This is a genomic window from Pseudomonas sp. P1.8, from assembly GCF_001269805.1.
Lineage (GTDB): Bacteria > Pseudomonadota > Gammaproteobacteria > Pseudomonadales > Pseudomonadaceae > Aquipseudomonas.
Genome location: NZ_LHVM01000009.1, coordinates 91,005 through 108,869, shown reverse-complemented (window position 1 = coordinate 108,869; position 17,865 = coordinate 91,005). Strand labels below are relative to the sequence as shown.

The 17,865-nt window shown below is 60.8% G+C and carries 21 protein-coding genes; 2 read left to right on the top strand and 19 right to left on the bottom strand.

Features of this window, described 5'->3' with window-relative positions; genetic code table 11:
• Positions 1-9 precede the first annotated feature (9 nt).
• The 14 genes from phnF to ccmA form a co-directional block, all read right to left on the bottom strand.
• Positions 10-714: a phosphonate metabolism transcriptional regulator PhnF gene (phnF, locus tag AD668_RS08000; RefSeq protein ID WP_172681803.1), complete on the bottom strand. Its 705-nt coding sequence runs from the start codon at positions 712-714 to the stop codon at positions 10-12.
• A gap of 39 nt (positions 715-753) precedes the next feature.
• Positions 754-1,536 (bottom strand): phosphonate ABC transporter, permease protein PhnE, encoded by a 783-nt coding sequence (gene phnE, locus AD668_RS07995; RefSeq protein WP_053156703.1) that lies wholly within the window; start codon positions 1,534-1,536, stop codon positions 754-756.
• 149 nt (positions 1,537-1,685) lie between these two features.
• A complete protein-coding gene (gene phnD / locus AD668_RS07990) occupies positions 1,686-2,699 on the bottom strand; it encodes a phosphonate ABC transporter substrate-binding protein (RefSeq protein ID WP_053156701.1) in 1,014 nt (337 codons plus the stop codon).
• Between the two features lie 43 nt (positions 2,700-2,742).
• On the bottom strand, positions 2,743-3,576 hold the full coding sequence (gene phnC, locus AD668_RS07985; protein WP_053156699.1) for a phosphonate ABC transporter ATP-binding protein: 834 nt from the start codon (positions 3,574-3,576) through the stop codon (positions 2,743-2,745).
• Positions 3,577-4,514: 938 nt separating this feature from the next.
• Positions 4,515-4,922 carry a hypothetical protein gene (locus tag AD668_RS07980; RefSeq protein ID WP_053156696.1) on the bottom strand — a complete coding sequence of 136 codons (408 nt, stop codon included), beginning with the start codon at positions 4,920-4,922 and terminating at the stop codon, positions 4,515-4,517.
• 14 nt (positions 4,923-4,936) lie between these two features.
• Positions 4,937-6,139 (bottom strand): c-type cytochrome biogenesis protein CcmI, encoded by a 1,203-nt coding sequence (gene ccmI, locus AD668_RS07975; RefSeq protein ID WP_053156694.1) that lies wholly within the window; start codon positions 6,137-6,139, stop codon positions 4,937-4,939.
• The gene (locus AD668_RS07970) at positions 6,136-6,606 is read right to left on the bottom strand and encodes a cytochrome c-type biogenesis protein (protein ID WP_053156691.1); all 471 of its coding nucleotides are present in this window, start codon (positions 6,604-6,606) and stop codon (positions 6,136-6,138) included. Before AD668_RS07970 ends, ccmI begins: the two co-directional genes overlap by 4 nt.
• Entirely contained in the window at positions 6,603-7,139 is a 537-nt protein-coding gene (locus AD668_RS07965; protein WP_053156687.1) for a DsbE family thiol:disulfide interchange protein, read from the bottom strand. Before AD668_RS07965 ends, AD668_RS07970 begins: the two co-directional genes overlap by 4 nt.
• Entirely contained in the window at positions 7,136-9,124 is a 1,989-nt protein-coding gene (locus AD668_RS07960) for a heme lyase CcmF/NrfE family subunit (protein ID WP_053156684.1), read from the bottom strand. The genes AD668_RS07965 and AD668_RS07960 overlap by 4 nt, the downstream gene beginning before the upstream one ends.
• Before the next feature lie 3 nt (positions 9,125-9,127).
• A complete protein-coding gene (gene ccmE, locus AD668_RS07955) occupies positions 9,128-9,583 on the bottom strand; it encodes a cytochrome c maturation protein CcmE (protein ID WP_053156681.1) in 456 nt (151 codons plus the stop codon).
• Positions 9,580-9,756 (bottom strand): heme exporter protein CcmD, encoded by a 177-nt coding sequence (ccmD, locus tag AD668_RS07950; RefSeq protein WP_007980758.1) that lies wholly within the window; start codon positions 9,754-9,756, stop codon positions 9,580-9,582. Before ccmD ends, ccmE begins: the two co-directional genes overlap by 4 nt.
• A complete protein-coding gene (locus AD668_RS07945; RefSeq protein ID WP_053156678.1) occupies positions 9,753-10,508 on the bottom strand; it encodes a heme ABC transporter permease in 756 nt (251 codons plus the stop codon). The genes ccmD and AD668_RS07945 overlap by 4 nt, the downstream gene beginning before the upstream one ends.
• Before the next feature lie 73 nt (positions 10,509-10,581).
• Positions 10,582-11,250 (bottom strand): heme exporter protein CcmB, encoded by a 669-nt coding sequence (gene ccmB, locus AD668_RS07940; protein ID WP_007980754.1) that lies wholly within the window; start codon positions 11,248-11,250, stop codon positions 10,582-10,584.
• Positions 11,247-11,882 (bottom strand): cytochrome c biogenesis heme-transporting ATPase CcmA, encoded by a 636-nt coding sequence (gene ccmA / locus AD668_RS07935; protein ID WP_053156674.1) that lies wholly within the window; start codon positions 11,880-11,882, stop codon positions 11,247-11,249. The genes ccmB and ccmA overlap by 4 nt, the downstream gene beginning before the upstream one ends.
• A 198-nt stretch (positions 11,883-12,080) precedes the next feature.
• Here ccmA and AD668_RS07930 point away from each other — a divergent pair, with 198 nt between their 5' ends.
• Both AD668_RS07930 and AD668_RS07925 read left to right on the top strand, forming a co-directional pair.
• Positions 12,081-13,655 carry a flagellar hook-length control protein FliK gene (locus tag AD668_RS07930; RefSeq protein WP_053156671.1) on the top strand — a complete coding sequence of 525 codons (1,575 nt, stop codon included), beginning with the start codon at positions 12,081-12,083 and terminating at the stop codon, positions 13,653-13,655.
• The gene (locus tag AD668_RS07925) at positions 13,652-13,981 is read left to right on the top strand and encodes an EscU/YscU/HrcU family type III secretion system export apparatus switch protein (protein ID WP_053156668.1); all 330 of its coding nucleotides are present in this window, start codon (positions 13,652-13,654) and stop codon (positions 13,979-13,981) included. The genes AD668_RS07930 and AD668_RS07925 overlap by 4 nt, the downstream gene beginning before the upstream one ends.
• Before the next feature lie 115 nt (positions 13,982-14,096).
• On the opposite strand, the gene AD668_RS07920 is transcribed toward AD668_RS07925, so the two are convergent.
• From AD668_RS07920 to motD, 5 genes are all read right to left on the bottom strand, one after another.
• Positions 14,097-14,489: a DUF2802 domain-containing protein gene (locus tag AD668_RS07920; protein WP_053156665.1), complete on the bottom strand. Its 393-nt coding sequence runs from the start codon at positions 14,487-14,489 to the stop codon at positions 14,097-14,099.
• Positions 14,490-14,975, bottom strand: a complete 486-nt coding sequence (locus AD668_RS07915; RefSeq protein ID WP_007946765.1) for a chemotaxis protein CheW — start codon at positions 14,973-14,975, stop codon at positions 14,490-14,492.
• 76 nt (positions 14,976-15,051) lie between these two features.
• Positions 15,052-16,008 (bottom strand): CheW domain-containing protein, encoded by a 957-nt coding sequence (locus AD668_RS07910; protein ID WP_053156662.1) that lies wholly within the window; start codon positions 16,006-16,008, stop codon positions 15,052-15,054.
• A gap of 120 nt (positions 16,009-16,128) precedes the next feature.
• The gene (locus AD668_RS07905) at positions 16,129-16,917 is read right to left on the bottom strand and encodes a ParA family protein (RefSeq protein WP_053156657.1); all 789 of its coding nucleotides are present in this window, start codon (positions 16,915-16,917) and stop codon (positions 16,129-16,131) included.
• A 43-nt stretch (positions 16,918-16,960) separates the two neighbouring features.
• Complete coding sequence (gene motD / locus AD668_RS07900) at positions 16,961-17,851, bottom strand: flagellar motor protein MotD (protein ID WP_053156653.1); 891 nt, start codon at positions 17,849-17,851, stop codon at positions 16,961-16,963.
• Positions 17,852-17,865 lie beyond the last annotated feature (14 nt).

Sequence of the window (17,865 nt, the reverse complement as noted above, 5' to 3'; positions counted from 1 at the left end):
AGTTCTCCATCAGGTCACGACCTGGTACTGGAAGCGATCCGAACGGCTGGTGGACTGGGCCAGCTCCACCGCACGGCCGTCGCGGTCGCGGGAAAGGGTGAACACGCTCAGCGCCGGCAAATGCCGGGGCATGAGCAGCAGCGCGGCTTCTTCGCGGTTGGGTAATCGGGCGCCGATCAGGCTCTGGGTACGGGTCAGCGGCAGGTCCCGTTCGCTCAGGTATTTGCGCAGAGAGCCGCCGCAGTAGTCGGCCAGCAGCGGTGCGTGACTGGCGCAGTAGCGATGGCGGATCAGGCTGACCGGTTGGTTGTCGAGTTTGCGCAAGGTCTGCAATTCGATCATCGGCGCCATCTCGGCGATGCCCAGATGCTGCGCTTCTTCACGGCTGGCAAAGCAGTAGCGACGCTTGAGCAGCACTGCCTCGACGCCATGTCCCTGGGCTGACAGCGACTGGCTGTAGGCGCTGTCGGCGGTCATCGAGTAAATCAGCGGCCGCTCCAGCACCTGGGTGCCTTTGCCCTGAAGGCGCAACAGGCTGCCTTCGAACACCAGTTCATCGATGGCGCGGCGCAAGGTGTGGCGATTGACACCGAAGCGCTCGGCCAACATCACTTCGCCCGGCAGGAAATCCCCGGCGCGGTACTCCGCCAGCTCCCGCCGCAGGATATCGGCCAATTCGCGGTACACCGGTTCATCTTGTCTAGACAACTGCATGCTTTAAAAAAAGCGCCCAAGGGCACCCCTCCGAAAAAGTCAGATGAACTGCTTGCGCAAGCGCTGCGACAGGATGTCGATCAAGCTGACCACGACGATAATCACCAGCAGCACCGCGCAGGTCTGTGTGAACTGGAAGGCGCGGATGTTCTCCCACAGGATCACCCCGATCCCGCCGGCCCCGACCATTCCCACCACCGTCGCCGAACGCACGTTGGCCTCGAAGCGATACAGCGCGTAGGACACCCACAGCGGCATCACCTGCGGGATCACGCCGTAGATCACTTCCTGCAAGGCGCTGGCACCGGTGGCGCGAACGCCTTCCACCGGGCCCGGATCTATCGCCTCGACAGCTTCGGCGAACAATTTGGCGAGTACCCCGGTGGTGCTGATCCACAGCGCCAATACCCCGGCAAACGGACCCAGCCCGACGGCCACCACGAACAACATGGCGAACACCATTTCGTTGATTGAGCGGAACGCATCCATCACCCGGCGCAGCGGTTGGTGGATCCACCACGGTGTGATGTTTTCCGAACAGAGGATGCCCAGCGGCACCGAGCAGACAATCGCCAGCACCGTGCCCCACAGGGCGATTTGTACGGTGACGAGCATTTCCTTGAGGTACATGCGCCATTCATGGAAATCCGGCGGGAAGAAGTCCCCGGCGAAGGTCGCCATGTTTCCCGAGTCGCGGTACAGCGTCATCGGGTTCATTTCGGCGCCGTGCCAGGCCCAGGCCAGCAGGACCAGGAACAGGCCCCAACCGGCGTATTGCGGCCAGGTACGCTTGCCGACAGCTTCAGCGTGCAGAGTGGTCATGAGGGTTCTCTAGATTGCGTAATGCAGAACCTGTAGGAGCGAGCCTGCTCGCGATGGTCGTCAACGATGACGCGGGAAACCGGGAGAAACGCGGTGTCCTTATGTTCATCGTCGGAACGCCGCCCGGAGCCGGCTCGCTCCTACAGGGGTTAGCCGTTGGCTGCGGATTTTTTGTCGGCGGTTTTATCGAGCACGGTGATGCGCTCTTGCAGCTTGGCCAGTTCGGCGTCGATGTCGGCCAGTTTCTTGGCCTTGTCCGCCGCCTCAAGCTTGGTGTCCGCACTGATCGTGGTCCGTTGCTTGAACAATTCGAGCTGGCGAATCGGCAGCAACTGGTCGTCGCTGGATGTCAGGAACTTGCCCAATTGCATGCCCTTGAGCACCGCTTTCTCTTCGTCGGTATCGCCGTAGCTGAAAATGAAATCGCGGATCTTGGTTTTCTCGCTGTCACTCAGCGCTTTGCTCCACACCAACGGGTCGGCGGGGATCAGCGGCGACTTCCAGATCACCTTCAGCAGCGCAGCTTTATCAGGCTGGGTGACCTCCAGGCGATCCCAGCTCTCGGTGTTGAAGGTCGCCACATCCAGCTGCCCCTTGGCCACACTCAAGGCGTTGACCTCATGGCTGGAGTTGAGCGTGCGCTTGAACGCGGTGGCCGCATCGACATGGTTCTTGGCGAACACGTAATAGCCCGGTACGAGGTAGCCGGACGTCGAGTTCGGATCACCGTTGCCGAAGGTCAGGTTTTTGGCGTTTTTCAGCATGTCGTCGACCGAGTTGATCGGACTGTCCTTGCGTGCGATCAACACGCTCCAGTAACCGGCAGCGCCACTGGCTGCAGCGGTCTGGGCGAAGATTTCGCCGTTGGAACGGTCCACGGCTTCGATGGCGGCCTTGTTGCCCAGCCAGGCGACATCGACCTTGTTGAAACGCATGCCCTGGATCAGACCCGCATAGTCAGAGGCAAACGTGGCATTGATCTTCAGGCCGGTCTGTTTGTGCATGTCATCAAGGAATGGCTGCCAGATGCTCTTGAGGTTTTGCGAAGACTCGGTGGACATGATGCCGAAGTTGATGGCTTTTTCTTCAGCCTGGGCAGTGCCCATCAAGCAACCGGTGAGCAGAGCTGCACCCGCAAAAACGCGACCGATACGGTTCAACATGGAAAGGCTTCCTGAGAGTGAACGGTTAAGGAATACGCAGTGATCAAACACGCGCCAGCACCAGCCGGGGCGCTGATTCGTTGTGACGCAGTGGCTCGGAGCACATGAGGCTGGTGTCGATATCGGCCCCGTACAAATCGTTGAGGAACGCGCCACTGAGCTCGGTACCCGGGCCATCGAAATGAATCCGGCCGGCCTTCAGTGCTACCGCGCGTGGGCAATAGCGGGTGGCGTAGTCGACCTGATGCAGGGTCACCACCACGGTCTTGCCGTCGCGGCGATTGATGTCGGCGAGGATCTCCATGACCTTGCGCGCCGACTCCGGATCGAGGGAGGCGATCGGCTCGTCCGCAAGAATGACTTCGGCACGCTGGGTCAGCGCACGGGCGATCGCCACGCGCTGCTGTTGCCCACCGGACAAGGTGGAGGCGCGCTGCGCAGCCAGGTCAGCCAGGCCGACGCGGTCCAGGGACGCCATGGCGAACTGTTTCTCCTCGGCATTGAACAGGCTTAAATTGCCACGCCAGCGCGGCATGCGTCCCAGACAACCGAGCAGCACGTTGTCGAGCACGCTCAGGCGGTTGACCAGGTTGAACTGCTGGAAGATATAGCCGATGTCGGCGCGCAGGCGGCGCACCTTGCCATTGAGCCGACCCGACGCCTGCACCTCGCGGCCCAGCACCTTGACGCTGCCGCCGTTGTTTTTATCGCAGCAAGCCAGGCCCGCGAGATGGCGCAACAAGGTGGATTTTCCGGAGCCGGACGCGCCGATCAGCGCGACCATCTCACCGGCCGCGATGGTCAGTTCGAGGTCGACCAGTGCGGTTTTACGCGCAAAGGTCTTGTTCAGATGATCGACATGGATAGCAGCGTTCATGGGCTTCTCTGTCTGGTTGAACAGCCGTCCGTGGCCGTATTTGAGTTCAACAGACTTTAGGCATGGGGCATGTCAGCCCTATGACTTGCACATGACACTGGGTGAGTCATTTGATGAAGGTTTTGTGAAAGGTTGAGCTGGAGGGCTGGCGCGTTTGGTCGCGGTTGTGACCGGATTGGGTGTCCACTGGCGAACCCAGCAGACTTGACTCAGGCCGGTATTCGCCCTGGTTTTTCATGAGGGGGCATATACCGCAACCGCGTCAGAGGCGGCCTACCGGCCGGTCTGGTTCTGATGCGTGCGTGTTTCCCTGTAGGAGCTGTCGAGTGCAACGAGGCTGCGATCTTTTGACTCTGTTTTTTACAGGCAAGATCAAAAGATCGCAGCCTTCGGCAGCTCCAGCGGAGTGATACATCCGCGAGATCAGGTCAGCTGGCAGGCCGCCATCGCTGGCAAGCCAGCTCCTACAATTGATCAGCGTACACCCACGCTCTTCACCACTCATCAGGCCGAGCGTTAGCTCGCCTTCCGCTTTTGATCCACCCGCCCCCTCGGGAGGCTGAGTGGAGGTGTTTATCCGGGGATTGGCGCGCAGCGCCGTTCGACGCAGTCGAACTCATTGCATGTAGGTCGTAGCGAAGCAGACCGGAGGGCAATGCCCCCGGATGAATGCCGGAGCGAAGGAACGCCGAGCCTCAGCGAGGGGCCGTACGTAAGGGGCGAGCGTTTTTTGCTTACTTTTTTAGGCGCTTGTAAAAAAGTGAGTCGCCGTAAGGGCGAAACCATAAGCCGTCGTTACCGCAGCAATGGATATGTACCCGGTCAACCAAAGTCAGGCCGCCTTCGCGAGCAAGCCCATTCCCACAGAGTTCACACGCGGCCCGAAAAACACTGTTCAACGCCCACAAAAAAGGCGACCCGAAGGTCGCCTCTCTGCGTTACTGCTCGAACTGCCGCCCCAACCCGCCCGGCACCCCGTGGATATCCGTCTCCTCCCAAGGCCCTTTCGGACTGATCGAACGGCTCCAGCCATTATCCCAACGGTAGTAAGTCCGCTGGCGATAGAAGGTATTGGGCTGGTCATCAAGCACATAGACCCCCATCTTCTGATCCCAATGACTGTTCCCACCCGGCGGCGGCGCGAAGCTGGCGGAGGTGCGCGGCAACGGCTTGGCCGGTTTGGCCGGGATGCTCGGTTTGCTCGGAGTGGGCGACGTCGATGGCGTAGGGCTTGGCTGCGACGGCGGGATCGGTGCCGGAGTCGGCTGCTCCGGCGGCCGCTGGACCGCACAAGCACTTAACCCCAAAACAGCGCTGAGCAGGGCAATACGAGCAATGGCGGTCATGGTGGCGTTTCCTGTTATTTGTCCGGGCTGTCGATGGTCAGTGTTTGCGGCGCGGTGGTGCTGCTGGCCAGCGGCTGGCTGCGACCGATCCATTCGCCGGCGGTCGGTTTGCCGGCACGGGAAACGCGTGCAACCAGTTGGACTTCAGGGAAGTTCGACAGTTTCAATTGCGGCATCATCGCATCGGCATCACCCAGTTCGACGGTTACCGGCAGATCGGCCACGGTCATGCGCTTGACCGCCAGCGGAGCCGGAGGACCGGAAATCGCCCGGGCGAAGATGAAGACGCTGTCGCCGGGCTGGACCTTGCCTTTGAGTTCGGCCGCCAGATCGACGCTGACCTTGAGCACTGCCGAGGCCTTTGCCGCCGGTGCTTGCGCGACCTTGCCGCCGCTGGCCACCAGCTTCTCGGTGGCGCGGGTAATCCCGCCTTGCAGGGCTTCGCGGGAATTGTCTTGCGGTGGCAATTGCGCCAGCAGGCGGTTCCAGTAATCGATGGCGTCCTGATAACGCTCGCTTTCAAAAGCGGCAATGCCGAGCAGGCCAAGGCTGGTGACTTCATTCGGATCAGCCTTGAGTGCTTCATCGGTCAGGGCCTGGACCTTGTCCGACCACTTCTTTCCGTCGGCAAAGTACTGGGCCTGAGCCCATTGGCCGAGCAGTTCAGGCTCACGACCCGCCAGGTTTACGGTGCGTTCGAACATCTTCGCCGCCTCCGCAGGCCGATCCTGGGCCATGTAGGTACGACCGAGGAAATATACGCCTTCGGCAGAATCCGGTTGAGCGGCAACCGTGCGCTCCAGGCGCTTGGTCATCTCTTCCATCGATTGCGGCGCATGGGCGAATTCACGGGTCAGCTCGACTTTGTCGCTGGCACCAAAATGCAGGTACAGCCCAAGGCCCAGGACGGGCACCAGAATCGCTGCGAGCAACGGCAAGGGTTTGCCCAGACGCGATACCCGAGGTGCCTCGACGCCCTCGGTATCCGCCAGCAACTCGCGGGCGGCTTCGGCGCGGCCGGTGTCCATTTGCGCCGCATCCAGTACGCCTTCTTCCTGCTGAGCCTGCAACTCAGCCACGCGCTCCTGATAAAGCGCGACGTTCAGGGCGGTACGATCCTCTTCGAGCTGGGCACGACGACTGCGCAGAACCGGAATCAACAGAAAACTCAGGGCAACCAGAAGCAGCAGACCTGCAGCGAGCCAGAAATCAATCATTCTTGGTTTTTATCCAACAGGTTGTCGAGGCGCGAACGTTCCTCGGGAGACAGCTCATCCTGGATGTCGGCGCGCTGCACGCGACGACGGCGGACGATCACCGCAATAATCACCACACCACCGAGCAACAGGCCGGCGGGGCCGAACCAGAGCAATGCGGTCTTGGCATTCAACGCCGGTTTGTAGCGGACGAAATCACCGTAGCGATCGACCATGAAGTCGATGATCTGCTGGTTGTCCTTGCCCTCGCCGAGCATGCGAAAAATCTCTTTGCGCAAGTCAGCGGCAATCGGTGCGTTGGAGTCGGCAATGTCCTGGTTCTGGCACTTTGGGCAACGCAGTTCTTTGGTCAGCTCGCGAAAACGCTCGCGATCACCTTCCTTGGCGAACTCATAGGTGTCGATGGCCGCGTGGGCCATGCCGGCCATGCTCAAGCCGAGAATGGCGGCAGCGATCCAGCGCTTCATGGCTTGGCCTCGTCGACCAGCGCCTGATACTTCGCCGCCAGTTTTTCGCGCCAGACCTGTTCGTCGATCACGCCGACGAACTTGTCGCGGATGATGCCCTTGGCGTCGATGAAGAAGGTTTCCGGAGCACCGTAGACACCGAGGTTCAGGCCCAATGAGCCTTCATCGTCTCGAATGTCCAAGACGTACGGGTTGTGGAAGTCTGCCAGCCACTTCAAGGCATCGGCATTGACGTCCTTGTAGTTGATGCCATAGATCACCACGCCCTGCCCGGCCAGTTTGTTCAGCACCGGGTGCTCGACCCGGCAGGAAATGCACCAGGTGCCCCACACGTTGACCAGCGCCGGTTTTCCGAGAATATCGGCCTTGGTCAGGGTCTTTTCACCCTGCACCGCTGGCAGCGAAAACTCTGGGAACGGCTTGCCGATCATCGCCGAAGGCAGCTCGGCCGGGTCCAGGTACAGACCGCGATAAAGGAACACCGCCACCACCAGAAAAATCGCCAGCGGCAACACCATCAACCAACGTTTCATGCAGTCGCTCCCGACAGGCCCAGCGCTTCACGCACACGGCTTTTCACCTTGACCCGATAACGACGATCCAGCGCCGCCAGCAATCCACCCAGACCTGTCAGCAGACCGCCGAACCAGATCCAGCGCACGAACGGTTTGACGTGCACGCGCACGGCCCACGCGCCATCGCCCAACGGTTCGCCAAGGGCGACATAGAGGTCACGGGTGAAACCTGCGTCGATCCCGGCTTCGGTCATCACCGAGTTTTGCACGGTGTAGAGGCGTTTTTCCGGGTGCAGCACGCTGATTTCCTTGCCATCGCGGATCACGCGAACGGTGCCCTTGTCCGAGGTGAAGTTCGGGCCTTCGTAATGCTTGGCGCCTTCGAACACGAACTGATAACCGCCCAGGTCCATGGATTCGCCCGGCGCCAGACGCAGGTCGCGCTCGGCACTGTTCTGGCTGGACAACACGACACCCAACGCACACACGGCAATGCCCAGGTGCGCAACCTGCATGCCCCAATAGCTGCGGGTCAGGGTTGGCAGGCCTTTGATCAGGCCTTTGTGGCGCGTCTTGTCGAAGATGTCACGCACACCGGCCAGCAACACCCAGGCCGCGAGCATGAAGGTCGCAAGCACCGCCCAGTTGAAATCGCCGTAGGCGACGCCCGCTACGACCGCGAGCGCAGCGCTGCCGAGCAGCACTGGCGTAAGCATGCTCACCAGCCATTTCACCGGTGTGTCTTTCCAGCGCACGATCACGCCGACCGCCATCACCATCATCAGCAGCGCCATCAACGGAATGAACAGTGCGTTGAAGTACGGCGGACCGACGGACAGCTTGGCGCCGGTCATGGCATCGAGAATCAGCGGGTACAAGGTGCCGAGCAGGATCATCGAAGCCGCTACCACCAGCACCAGATTGTTGCCCAGCAGCAGGGTTTCCCGAGACCACAGGTTGAAGCCGACCTGACTCTTGACCACCGGTGCGCGCAGGGCGAACAGCGTCAGCGAACCGCCGACCACGAAGAGCAGGAAAATCAGGATGAACACGCCGCGCTCCGGGTCGGAGGCAAACGCATGCACCGACGTCAGCACGCCGGAACGCACGAGGAAGGTGCCCAGCAGGCTCAACGAAAACGCGGCGATGGCCAGCAACACGGTCCAGCTTTTGAACACACCACGTTTTTCCGTGACCGCCAACGAGTGAATCAGCGCGGTGCCCACCAGCCATGGCATGAACGAGGCGTTTTCCACCGGGTCCCAGAACCACCAGCCGCCCCAACCGAGTTCGTAGTACGCCCACCACGAACCGAGGGTGATACCGATGCCGAGGAACGCCCAGGCCACGATGGTCCACGGACGCGACCAGCGCGCCCATGCGGCGTCCAGGCGACCGCCCATCAGTGCGGCAATGGCGAAAGCGAAGGCCACCGAGAAACCGACGTAGCCCATGTACAGCATCGGCGGGTGAACGATCAGTCCGATGTCTTGCAGCAACGGATTGAGGTCGGCGCCGTCGGTCGGCATTTGCGGCAGGATGCGCTTGAACGGGTTCGAGGTGAGGATCAGGAACAGCAGGAAACCGGTGCTGATCATGCCCATCACCGCCAGCACGCGGGCCAGCATGACTTGCGGCAATTGCCGGGAGAACACTGACACTGCGAAGGTCCAGCCGCCAAGAATCAACGCCCACAGCAACAAGGACCCTTCGTGGGCACCCCACACGGCGCTGAATTTGTAGTACCACGGCAGCGCGCTGTTGGAGTTGTTGGCCACGTAAGCCACGGAGAAGTCGTCGACCATGAAGGCATACGTCAGGCAACCGAAAGCGAACAGCAAAAACGCGAACTGCCCCCACGCGGCCGGCTGGGCCAGGCTCATCCAGAAACGATCACCGCGCCAGGCACCGACCAATGGCACCACGGCCTGAACCAACGCAAAACACAGCGCCAGGATCATGGCCAGGTGGCCCAGCTCCGGGATAAAAATTCCAGCGGTCATCGGTTAGCCCTCTTTCGCAGGAGTAGGTGCCGACTGGCCACTGTCTTTCAGAGCCTTGGTCACTTCCGGCGGCATGTACTTTTCATCGTGTTTGGCCAGCACTTCATCGGCCACCACCACGCCTTCAGCATTGAGTTTGCCCAAGGCGACGATGCCCTGCCCTTCGCGGAACAGATCCGGCAGGATGCCACGATAGGTGATGGTCACGGATTTGTTGAAGTCGGTGACGACAAACCTCACGTCCAGCGAGTCGCCGGAGCGCTGCAGGGAACCTGCCTCGACCATGCCGCCGGCACGAATGCGCGTGTCTTGCGGGGCTTCGCCGTTGGCGATCTGGGTCGGCGTGTAAAACAGGTTGATGTTCTGCTGCAGGGCGCTCAGGGCCAGGCCGACGGCAGCGCCGACCCCGACCAGAATCGCGAGAATGATGATAAGACGCTTTTTGCGCAGCGGATTCACTTGCCGTTCTCCCGGCGCAGACGACGCGCCTCTTGTTGCAGATACCGCTTGCGGGCCAGGATCGGCGCCGCCACGTTGAGGGCCAATACCGCCAGGCAGATGCCATAGGCTGACCAGACATACAGGCCATGATGGCCCATGGCGATGAAGTCGCCGAATGAAGCAAAACTCATCGAACGACCTCCAGGCTGTTTTCCACTTCGGCTTTTACCCAACTGGCCCGCGCTTCGCGCTTGAGCACTTCGAGGCGCATGCGCAGCAGCAACACCGCGCCGAAGAAACAATAGAAACCCAACGCCGTCAGCAGCAACGGCAGCCACATCTCGGCGGGCATCGCCGGTTTTTCCGTGAGGGTGAAGGTCGCGCCCTGGTGCAGGGTGTTCCACCACTCCACCGAGTACTTGATGATCGGGATGTTGATCACGCCGACAATCGCCAGCACCGCGCAAGCCTTGGCCGCGCTGTCACGATTGCTGATGGCGTTGCCCAGCGCAATAAGACCGAAGTACAGGAAAAGCAGAATCAGCATGGACGTCAGTCGTGCATCCCAGACCCACCACGAGCCCCACGTCGGCTTGCCCCAGATCGCCCCGGTGACCAGCGCCAAGGCGGTCATCCAGGCCCCGACCGGCGCAGCGCACTGCAGGGCGACGTCGGCCATTTTCATTTTCCACACCAGGCCGACGATGCCGCACACCGCCAGCATCACGTAGATGGACTGGGCCAGCATCGCGGCCGGGACATGGATATAGATGATGCGGTAGCTGTTTTGCTGCCATTTTTCCGGCGGCGCGAAGGCCAGGCCCCAGACCACGCCAACGCCGATCAGCAGCAACGCCGCGACGCTCAGCCATGGCAGCATTTTGCCGCTGATGCCGTAAAACCATTTGGGCGAGCCGAGCTTGTGAAACCACGTCCAGTTCATACTGTTTCCATCACGGTTGCTCTTTACTGTGAAGAGCCTGGGTCTTTGCTGATCAAAAAATGATCAGACCTCATTATTCGCCGACGCTGATCTTCAGGCCAGCAGCTATTGCAAAAGGTGTCAGGGTTATCGCCAAAGCGGTCAGGCTACCAAGCCACAGCAGATAACCGGTTGCCGGCATGCCCTGCAAGGCAGCCTGCAAGGCGCCACTGCCCAGGATCAACACCGGGATGTACAACGGCAGAATCAGCAACGCCAGCAACAGGCCGCCGCGCTTCAAACCGACCGTCAGCGCCGCGCCCACTGCACCGAGCAGGCTCAGCACCGGTGTACCGAGCAACAACGAAAGCAGCAACACCGGCAGACAGGCGGCAGGCAAACCGAGCATCAACGCCAGCAAGGGCGCGAGCAAAACCAGTGCCAGGCCGGAAAACGCCCAGTGTGCCAGCACTTTGGCCAAAACCAGAAGAGCCAAGGGGTGCGGCGAAAGGACCCACTGTTCAAGCGATCCATCCTCGAAATCACTGCGAAAAAGCCCGTCCAGCGAGAGCAAAACCGATAAAAGGGCTGCGACCCAGACCAGCCCCGGAGACAAGGTTTGCAACAATTGAGACTCGGGTCCGACCGCCAACGGGAACAGCGAAACGACGATGGCGAAAAATACCAACGGATTGGCCAGCTCCGCCGGACGGCGAAACAACAAGCGAGCCTCACGGGCGACCAACAGGCCGAAAACACTCATACGACCCAGCTCCCCAGATCGATGTCGCGATAACCGGCCGGCATCCGGCTCAATGTGTGGTGTGTGGTCAGGACCACCATACCGCCGCGCTCGCAGTGGGTCGCCAGGTGTTCTTCAAGTTGCGCCACGCCTTGCTTGTCGAGGGCGGTGAACGGCTCGTCGAGAATCCACAACGGTGGACAGTCCAGATACAAACGCGCCAATGCGACGCGGCGCTGCTGACCGGCGGACAAGGTATGGCACGGCACATCCTCGAAACCGCGCAGGCCGACAGCCGCCAGCGCCTGCCAGATCGCCTCGTGGGTCGCCCGATGATGCAAGGCGCACAGCCAGCTCAGGTTCTCTTCCGGCGTCAGCAGGTCTTTGATCCCGGCAGCATGGCCGATCCACAACAGGTTGCGCGCCAGCTCGGTGCGTTGCTCGTTCAGCGGCTGGCCGTTGAGCAACACTTGACCGGCCGTCGGCTGCATCAGCCCCGAGAGCAGGCGCAACAGGCTGGTCTTGCCGCTGCCGTTGGGGCCGCTGATTTGCATCATTTCGCCACTGGCCAGTCTCAAATCGAGATTTTCGAAGAGCAGCCGAAGGTCTCGCTCGCAGGCAAGGGCAACGGTTTGCAGGACAGGACTGGTCAAGGGTTCACGGCCTTATACGGTTCAAGTCGGCGCTGGCGCGGCCGTTAAAGAGATGCAGCATAGATGCAACGACGTCTTGTTCTAGAGAGCTGCGTCAAACAATTGCAAAGTTTCCGCCATTTTTGGATACAACGGCGCGGCATTATACATGCCATGCCTTACTCTAAAGAGCGCATTTTCCTCAGGTTGTGACCGCGTATGACAGGCGAAATGAACATTCCCCCGCTGCAGCAGACCACTGCGACGACTACGCGCGCCCAGGCATTCAGCGGTGAGTTGCTCAAGCTGCTGACGCCACTGGAGGGTTTGATTAGCGCAGGCCAGACCGCTCGGGCCGAAGTCCTGTCGCTCAAGCAGGCCGACCAGGCTTTCCAGATGTTGCTCAAACTCACCCTCGACAGCGGTCGGCAGACCACGGTGCAGACCACCAGCAATCAACCGTTGGCGCAAGGGTCCAGCCTGCTCGTCACCCAGCCTTCAGCGGGCAATCTGGCGGTCAGCGTGCAACAGGCCATCGCCTCCAGTGTCGCCACCCTCACCCGCATCGACACTGCGCAATTGCCGGCCGGGACGTTACTGCAGGGCAAGGTGCTGACCTCTCAAGCGCTGCCGCAACTACCGGGGCAGCCGGCCGTGTTTCGTTCGATGGTCAGCCTGCTCAACACCGCCCTGAGTGGCAGCACCCTGACCATCGACAGCCCGCAACCGTTGCGCATCGACACCTTGCTCAGTGCCCAGGTGCAGGACGGCCAGACGCTGAAATTCGTACCGCTGAGCAGTCGGCAGGAACAGTTGGCCGTGACCCAGCAATTGGTCAGCCAGCAAAGTCGCCAAGGCTCGCTGGATGGATTGCTCAAGCTCCTGCAAAACCTGGCGCCCTCCGAGCAGACCTCCAGCGGCCTGCGCGCAGCCGTCGATAAACTGCTCGCCGGCCTGCCCGATGTGCATCAACTCAGTACGCCCAAAGGGCTCGCGTTAGCCTTGGCCAGCAGCGGCGCATTCCTCGAGTCGAAACTGCTGAGCGGCCAGAATCCAGCACTGGCACCGGACATGAAAGGCGATCTGCTCAAACTGATCGGGCAACTGACGCCGGGGTTGCCGACGAGCACTAATCTCGGCGCAATCATCGCCTCCAACACCCTGGCCCAGGCCATGCCGAGTTTCCTGCGCAATGCCCTGGGCATGCTCGGCCAGGTCAGTGCCAAGCCATCGCCGACCGGCTTTCCCCTGCCCGAGCGCCTGCTGCAAAGCGCCGAAGGTGAAGACGATCTCGAACACCTGCTGCGTCTGGCAGCCGCCGCTGTTTCACGCCTGCAAAGCCACCAGCTCTCAAGCCTGGAACAGACTGGCGTCACCGCCGACGGACGGCTGATGAGCACCTGGCAGCTGGAAATCCCGATGCGCAATCTGCAAGACATCGTGCCCCTGCAGCTCAAGTTCCAGCGCGAAGACGCCCCCGCGAAAGAACAACCAAAAGAGCGTCGCGAAGAACACGAGCCCAAACAACAGTTGTGGCGTGTGGAACTGGCCTTCGCCATGGAGCCGCTGGGACCGTTGCAGATCCAGGCACACTTGATCAAAGGCAGCCTGTCTGGCCAGCTCTGGGCCGAGCGCCCGTACACCGCCAGCCTGATCGAAAGCAATCTGGCCGGTCTGCGCGACCGCTTGCTGGCTGCCGGACTCAACGTCGGCGATCTGGATTGCCACCTCGGCACACCGCCCCAAGGCCCACAAACCTGCCTCGAACAACGCTGGGTCGACGAAACCGCATGAACAATTCAAACGCGCCACGCCAGGCCATCGCCCTCAAGTACGACGGCACCCACGCCCCGACCCTCACCGCCAAGGGCGACGAAGAACTGGCGGAAGAAATCCTGCGCATCGCCCGCGACTGCGAAGTGCCGATCTACGAGAACGCCGAGCTGGTGAGGTTATTGGCGCGAATGGAATTGGGGGACAGCATTCCGCAGGAACTCTATCTGACGATTGCCGAGATCATTGCGTTTGCGTGGAATTTGAAAGGGAAGTTTGCGGCGGGGCAGGATCCGGATGGGGCGATGGTCGAGAAGGACGTCACCGAGCGTGGGGATGATTATTGAGTTAGAGGTAAATAGAAGAGATCGCAGCCTCGTTTCACTCGACAGCTCCTACAGGGCGTACGCCGTCCCAATGTAGGAGCTGTCGAGTGCAACGAGGCTGCGATCTTTTGATCTGTCAGTTCTTGTGCATCTTGCTCATCAACTCCGCCTCTGCCTGGGTCAAGCCGCAGGACTGGGTCAGTTCGTCGACGCTGGCGCCCATCCCGACCAGTCGCGCCGCCTGGGCGAACGACAGGCTGGTGGGATCGCGCTGTTCCAGCTGGACGAGTTTGTTCGGCAAGGGCGCGACGATGGTCCGCAGTTCGTGCAGGTCTTCGCCCATGCGTACATTGCTGTTCTGATAGTCGTCAATGCGCTTGGCCAGGTCCTTGATGCGCTGATCACGCAGCGCATCCCCCTGGGCTTGCTGCGCGGCGATGAGCTTTTGTCCGCGAATATACGCCAGGAACATCGCCAGGGTGCCTGCCCAGAACAGGAACAGGACGATGACCGCCACCTCGAGAATCAATCAGATGTTCTCCAGGTCCGACCATTCTTCTTCGCTCATCATCTTGTCCAGCTCGACCAGGATGAGCAATTCATTGTTCTTGTTGCAAACGCCCTGGATGAACTTGGCAGACTCTTCGTTACCCACGTTCGGCGCGGTTTCGATTTCCGACTGACGCAGGTAAACCACTTCGGCCACGCTGTCGACCATGATCCCGACCACTTGCTTGTCGGCTTCGATGATGACGATGCGGGTGTTGTCGCTGATTTCGGCATTCATCAGGCCGAAGCGCTGGCGGGTGTCGATCACGGTGACGACGTTGCCGCGCAGGTTGATGATGCCCAGCACGTAGCTCGGGGCACCCGGGACCGGGGCAATTTCGGTGTAGCGCAGGACTTCCTGGACGCGCATCACGTTGATGCCGTAGGTCTCGTTGTCCAGCTTGAAGGTGACCCATTGCAGGATCGGATCTTCGGAACCTTTTGCCGCCGTTGCCTTGTCATTCATACCCTGACCCCTCAAGAAACCGCCCTGGCGGTGTGTGTTCTGTGCAACATCATCAGAGTGACGTCGCCTGTTTTGTTTATTTGACTGATGTCGGTTTGTGGCCCGGCTTGCTGCCGGACATGTGCCGGGCGCCGCCGCTGGCGATCAATTCGGCCAGTGAGGCGACATCGAGCAAAGCGCACATGTGCTCAATCACCGTGCCGGCGAGCCATGGCCGCTGACCTCGGTGACTTCTCCATTTGATTTCGTTCGGATTCAGGCGCAACGAGCGACTGACCTGGTGCACAGCCAGCCCCCACTCGTAGCCCTGAACGGAAATGACGTATTGCAGGCCCTGCTTGAAATCGTCGCGATATCGATCGGGCATGACCCAACGCGCGGTATCCAGCACCTTGAGGTTGCCCGCCTGACTGGGCAGGATGCCAAGGAACCACTCCGGCTGGCCGAACAGCGGCGTGAGCTCGTGACCGGTCAGGGAATAGATCGAACCCAGGCACACCAGCGGCACCGCCAGGGTCAACCCTGCGACGTCGAACAGCAGGCATTCGAAGGGTTCGGCCGCCCAGGCAGGACGTCCGTCGGTTTCTACCGGGGGCGGCGTGTTGCTCGGCGGCAGATGAACTTCGACGACGGGTTCTACCAGGACTTGCTGCGATTGCGTGGGCAGCGGTTCCTGGGCCTCAGGCGCGTCGACGACTGGCTCGGACAAGGTTGGCAGCAACGGCGCGATAGTCGATACCGACACCATGGCGGGTGCAGGCGCGTCGACCACGGCAACGAGCGCTTTGACTACCGGCGCAACCGCCACCGTGTTTTTCTGCGCATCCCGGGCCTGTTCTTCAAGCACGGCTGCCTGGAATTCATCCAGCACGCCCTGCTCTTCAATGGTTTTTACTGCTGCGACGACTTCCACGACTTCGGGAATTGCCGAAATGTCTGGCGAAAACTCTTCGGTCGCGTCTTGCAGCAGGTTGTCCAGATACGACTGCAACGCCCGCTGTGGACGCGATGTGATCTTGATCGGCCGGTTCACTGGAACATTCCCACTGTAGGAGCTGCCGCAGGCTGCGATCTTTTAGCGATATCAAGAGCGCCGCCAAGCAAGATCAAAAGATCGCGGCCTGCGGCAGCTCCTACACAGATTGAGTTCATATCAAGCCACCTGCGCGACGAGTTGCGCCGCCAGCAGGTGCTTGAGCAATGCACGGTACGCGAGCACGCCGCGGCTCTTGCCGTCAAACTGCGAAGGCGTCAAGCCGGCGCGGCTGGCATCACGCAGGCGCGTGTCGACCGGGATGTAGCCTTGCCAGATTTCCTCGGGGAATTTGTCGCGCAGGACCCGCAGCGTTCCAAGGGAGGCTTGCGTGCGGCGGTCGAACAAGGTCGGGACGATACTGAACGGCAACGCCTGTTTGCGTGAACGATTGATCATCGCCAACGTATTGACCATGCGCTCAAGACCCTTGACCGCCAGGTGTTCGGTTTGCACCGGGATTACCAGCTGCTGGCTCGCGGCCAAGGCATTGACCATCAGCACCCCGAGCAGCGGCGGGCTGTCGATGATCGCGTAATCGAAGTCCTGCCATAACTGCGCCAGGCTCTTGGCAATCACCAGACCCAGACCACTCTGGCCCGGCGACTGGCGCTCAAGGGTCGCCAGCGCGGTACTGGAAGGTAAAAGCGAGATTCGCTCGTCACTGGTCGACAGCAACAGTTGCCCTGGCAAACCCTGCGGCACGCTGCCTTTGTGCAGGAACAGATCGTAGTTGCTGTGTTCCAGAGTGTCGGGATCGTAACCGAAATAGCTGGTCATCGAGCCGTGGGGGTCGAGATCGACCACAACCACGCGCTTGCCCGCCTCGGCCAGTAAACCGGCTAAAGCGATGGAGGAAGTGGTTTTACCAACACCACCCTTTTGATTGGCGACTGCCCAGACTCTCATTCGAATGATTCCTCCCGGCCAAGTGGATCGGCCGAGAAATAGCTCAACGTGTTAATACGGGTGACGGAGATTTGACGGCGCTCTCTCGTACCGGCGACTTGACGGTGGTCGGTGCAGTTTGTGTGCCAGCACGCTTCAGCGCGGCGTCCGGTTGCGCTTTGGCGGTTCCGGTGGCGGTCAGGCTGCGGCGCACATCCAGGTTGCGCGAGACCACCAGCACAACGCGGCGGTTGCGCGCCCGGCCTTCGCTCGTAGCGTTATTGGCCACTGGCTGGAATTCACCGTAACCCACCGACGCCAGGCGCCCAGGGTGTACCCCCTGCATCGCAAGCATGCGCACGATGCTCGCCGAGCGGGCAGACGACAGCTCCCAATTGGTCGGGTACTGCGCGGTGCGGATCGGTTGGTCATCGGTAAAGCCTTCAACATGAATCGGGTTGTCGAACGGCTTCAGAATCGCCGCGACCTTGTCGATGATGTTGAACGCAATGTCGCTGGGCATGGCATCGCCACTGCCGAACAACAGGCTGGAGTTGAGCTCGATCTCGACCCATAACTCGTTGCCGCGCACGGTCATCTGATGGGAACTGATCAGATCGCCGAACGCTGCGCTGATGTCGTCGGCGATGCTTTTGAGCGGATCGCTGGCACCGGCCACACCGGCGTCGACCTCGTCGCTGTCCTTGACCAAAGGTTTGGCCGGTGTGACGGTCTTCGGTCGCTCGTCGCCAATCGGGATCGGCTTGAGCGCGCGATCGGTGTCGCTGAAGACGCCGATCAATGCCTCGGAAATGATCTTGTACTTGCCTTCATTGACCGACGAGATGGAGTACATCACCACGAAGAAGGCGAACAGCAAAGTGATGAAGTCGGCGTAGGACACCAGCCAACGCTCATGGTTTACGTGCTCTTCATGCTGGCGACGACGAGCCATAGTCCTTTACCCCC

What these genes read in the sequence shown, in the direction of transcription:
- phnF (WP_172681803.1), bottom strand. Translation starts at nt 714, where the DNA reads ATGCAGTTGTCTAGACAAGATGAACCGGTGTACCGCGAATTGGCCGAT.
- phnE (WP_053156703.1), bottom strand. Translation starts at nt 1,536, where the DNA reads ATGACCACTCTGCACGCTGAAGCTGTCGGCAAGCGTACCTGGCCGCAA.
- phnD (WP_053156701.1), bottom strand. Translation starts at nt 2,699, where the DNA reads ATGTTGAACCGTATCGGTCGCGTTTTTGCGGGTGCAGCTCTGCTCACC.
- phnC (WP_053156699.1), bottom strand. Translation starts at nt 3,576, where the DNA reads ATGAACGCTGCTATCCATGTCGATCATCTGAACAAGACCTTTGCGCGT.
- AD668_RS07980 (WP_053156696.1), bottom strand. Translation starts at nt 4,922, where the DNA reads ATGACCGCCATTGCTCGTATTGCCCTGCTCAGCGCTGTTTTGGGGTTA.
- ccmI (WP_053156694.1), bottom strand. Translation starts at nt 6,139, where the DNA reads ATGATTGATTTCTGGCTCGCTGCAGGTCTGCTGCTTCTGGTTGCCCTG.
- AD668_RS07970 (WP_053156691.1), bottom strand. Translation starts at nt 6,606, where the DNA reads ATGAAGCGCTGGATCGCTGCCGCCATTCTCGGCTTGAGCATGGCCGGC.
- AD668_RS07965 (WP_053156687.1), bottom strand. Translation starts at nt 7,139, where the DNA reads ATGAAACGTTGGTTGATGGTGTTGCCGCTGGCGATTTTTCTGGTGGTG.
- AD668_RS07960 (WP_053156684.1), bottom strand. Translation starts at nt 9,124, where the DNA reads ATGACCGCTGGAATTTTTATCCCGGAGCTGGGCCACCTGGCCATGATC.
- ccmD (WP_007980758.1), bottom strand. Translation starts at nt 9,756, where the DNA reads ATGAGTTTTGCTTCATTCGGCGACTTCATCGCCATGGGCCATCATGGC.
- AD668_RS07945 (WP_053156678.1), bottom strand. Translation starts at nt 10,508, where the DNA reads ATGAACTGGACGTGGTTTCACAAGCTCGGCTCGCCCAAATGGTTTTAC.
- ccmB (WP_007980754.1), bottom strand. Translation starts at nt 11,250, where the DNA reads ATGAGTGTTTTCGGCCTGTTGGTCGCCCGTGAGGCTCGCTTGTTGTTT.
- AD668_RS07930 (WP_053156671.1), top strand. Translation starts at nt 12,081, where the DNA reads ATGACAGGCGAAATGAACATTCCCCCGCTGCAGCAGACCACTGCGACG.
- AD668_RS07925 (WP_053156668.1), top strand. Translation starts at nt 13,652, where the DNA reads ATGAACAATTCAAACGCGCCACGCCAGGCCATCGCCCTCAAGTACGAC.
- AD668_RS07915 (WP_007946765.1), bottom strand. Translation starts at nt 14,975, where the DNA reads ATGAATGACAAGGCAACGGCGGCAAAAGGTTCCGAAGATCCGATCCTG.
- AD668_RS07905 (WP_053156657.1), bottom strand. Translation starts at nt 16,917, where the DNA reads ATGAGAGTCTGGGCAGTCGCCAATCAAAAGGGTGGTGTTGGTAAAACC.
- motD (WP_053156653.1), bottom strand. Translation starts at nt 17,851, where the DNA reads ATGGCTCGTCGTCGCCAGCATGAAGAGCACGTAAACCATGAGCGTTGG.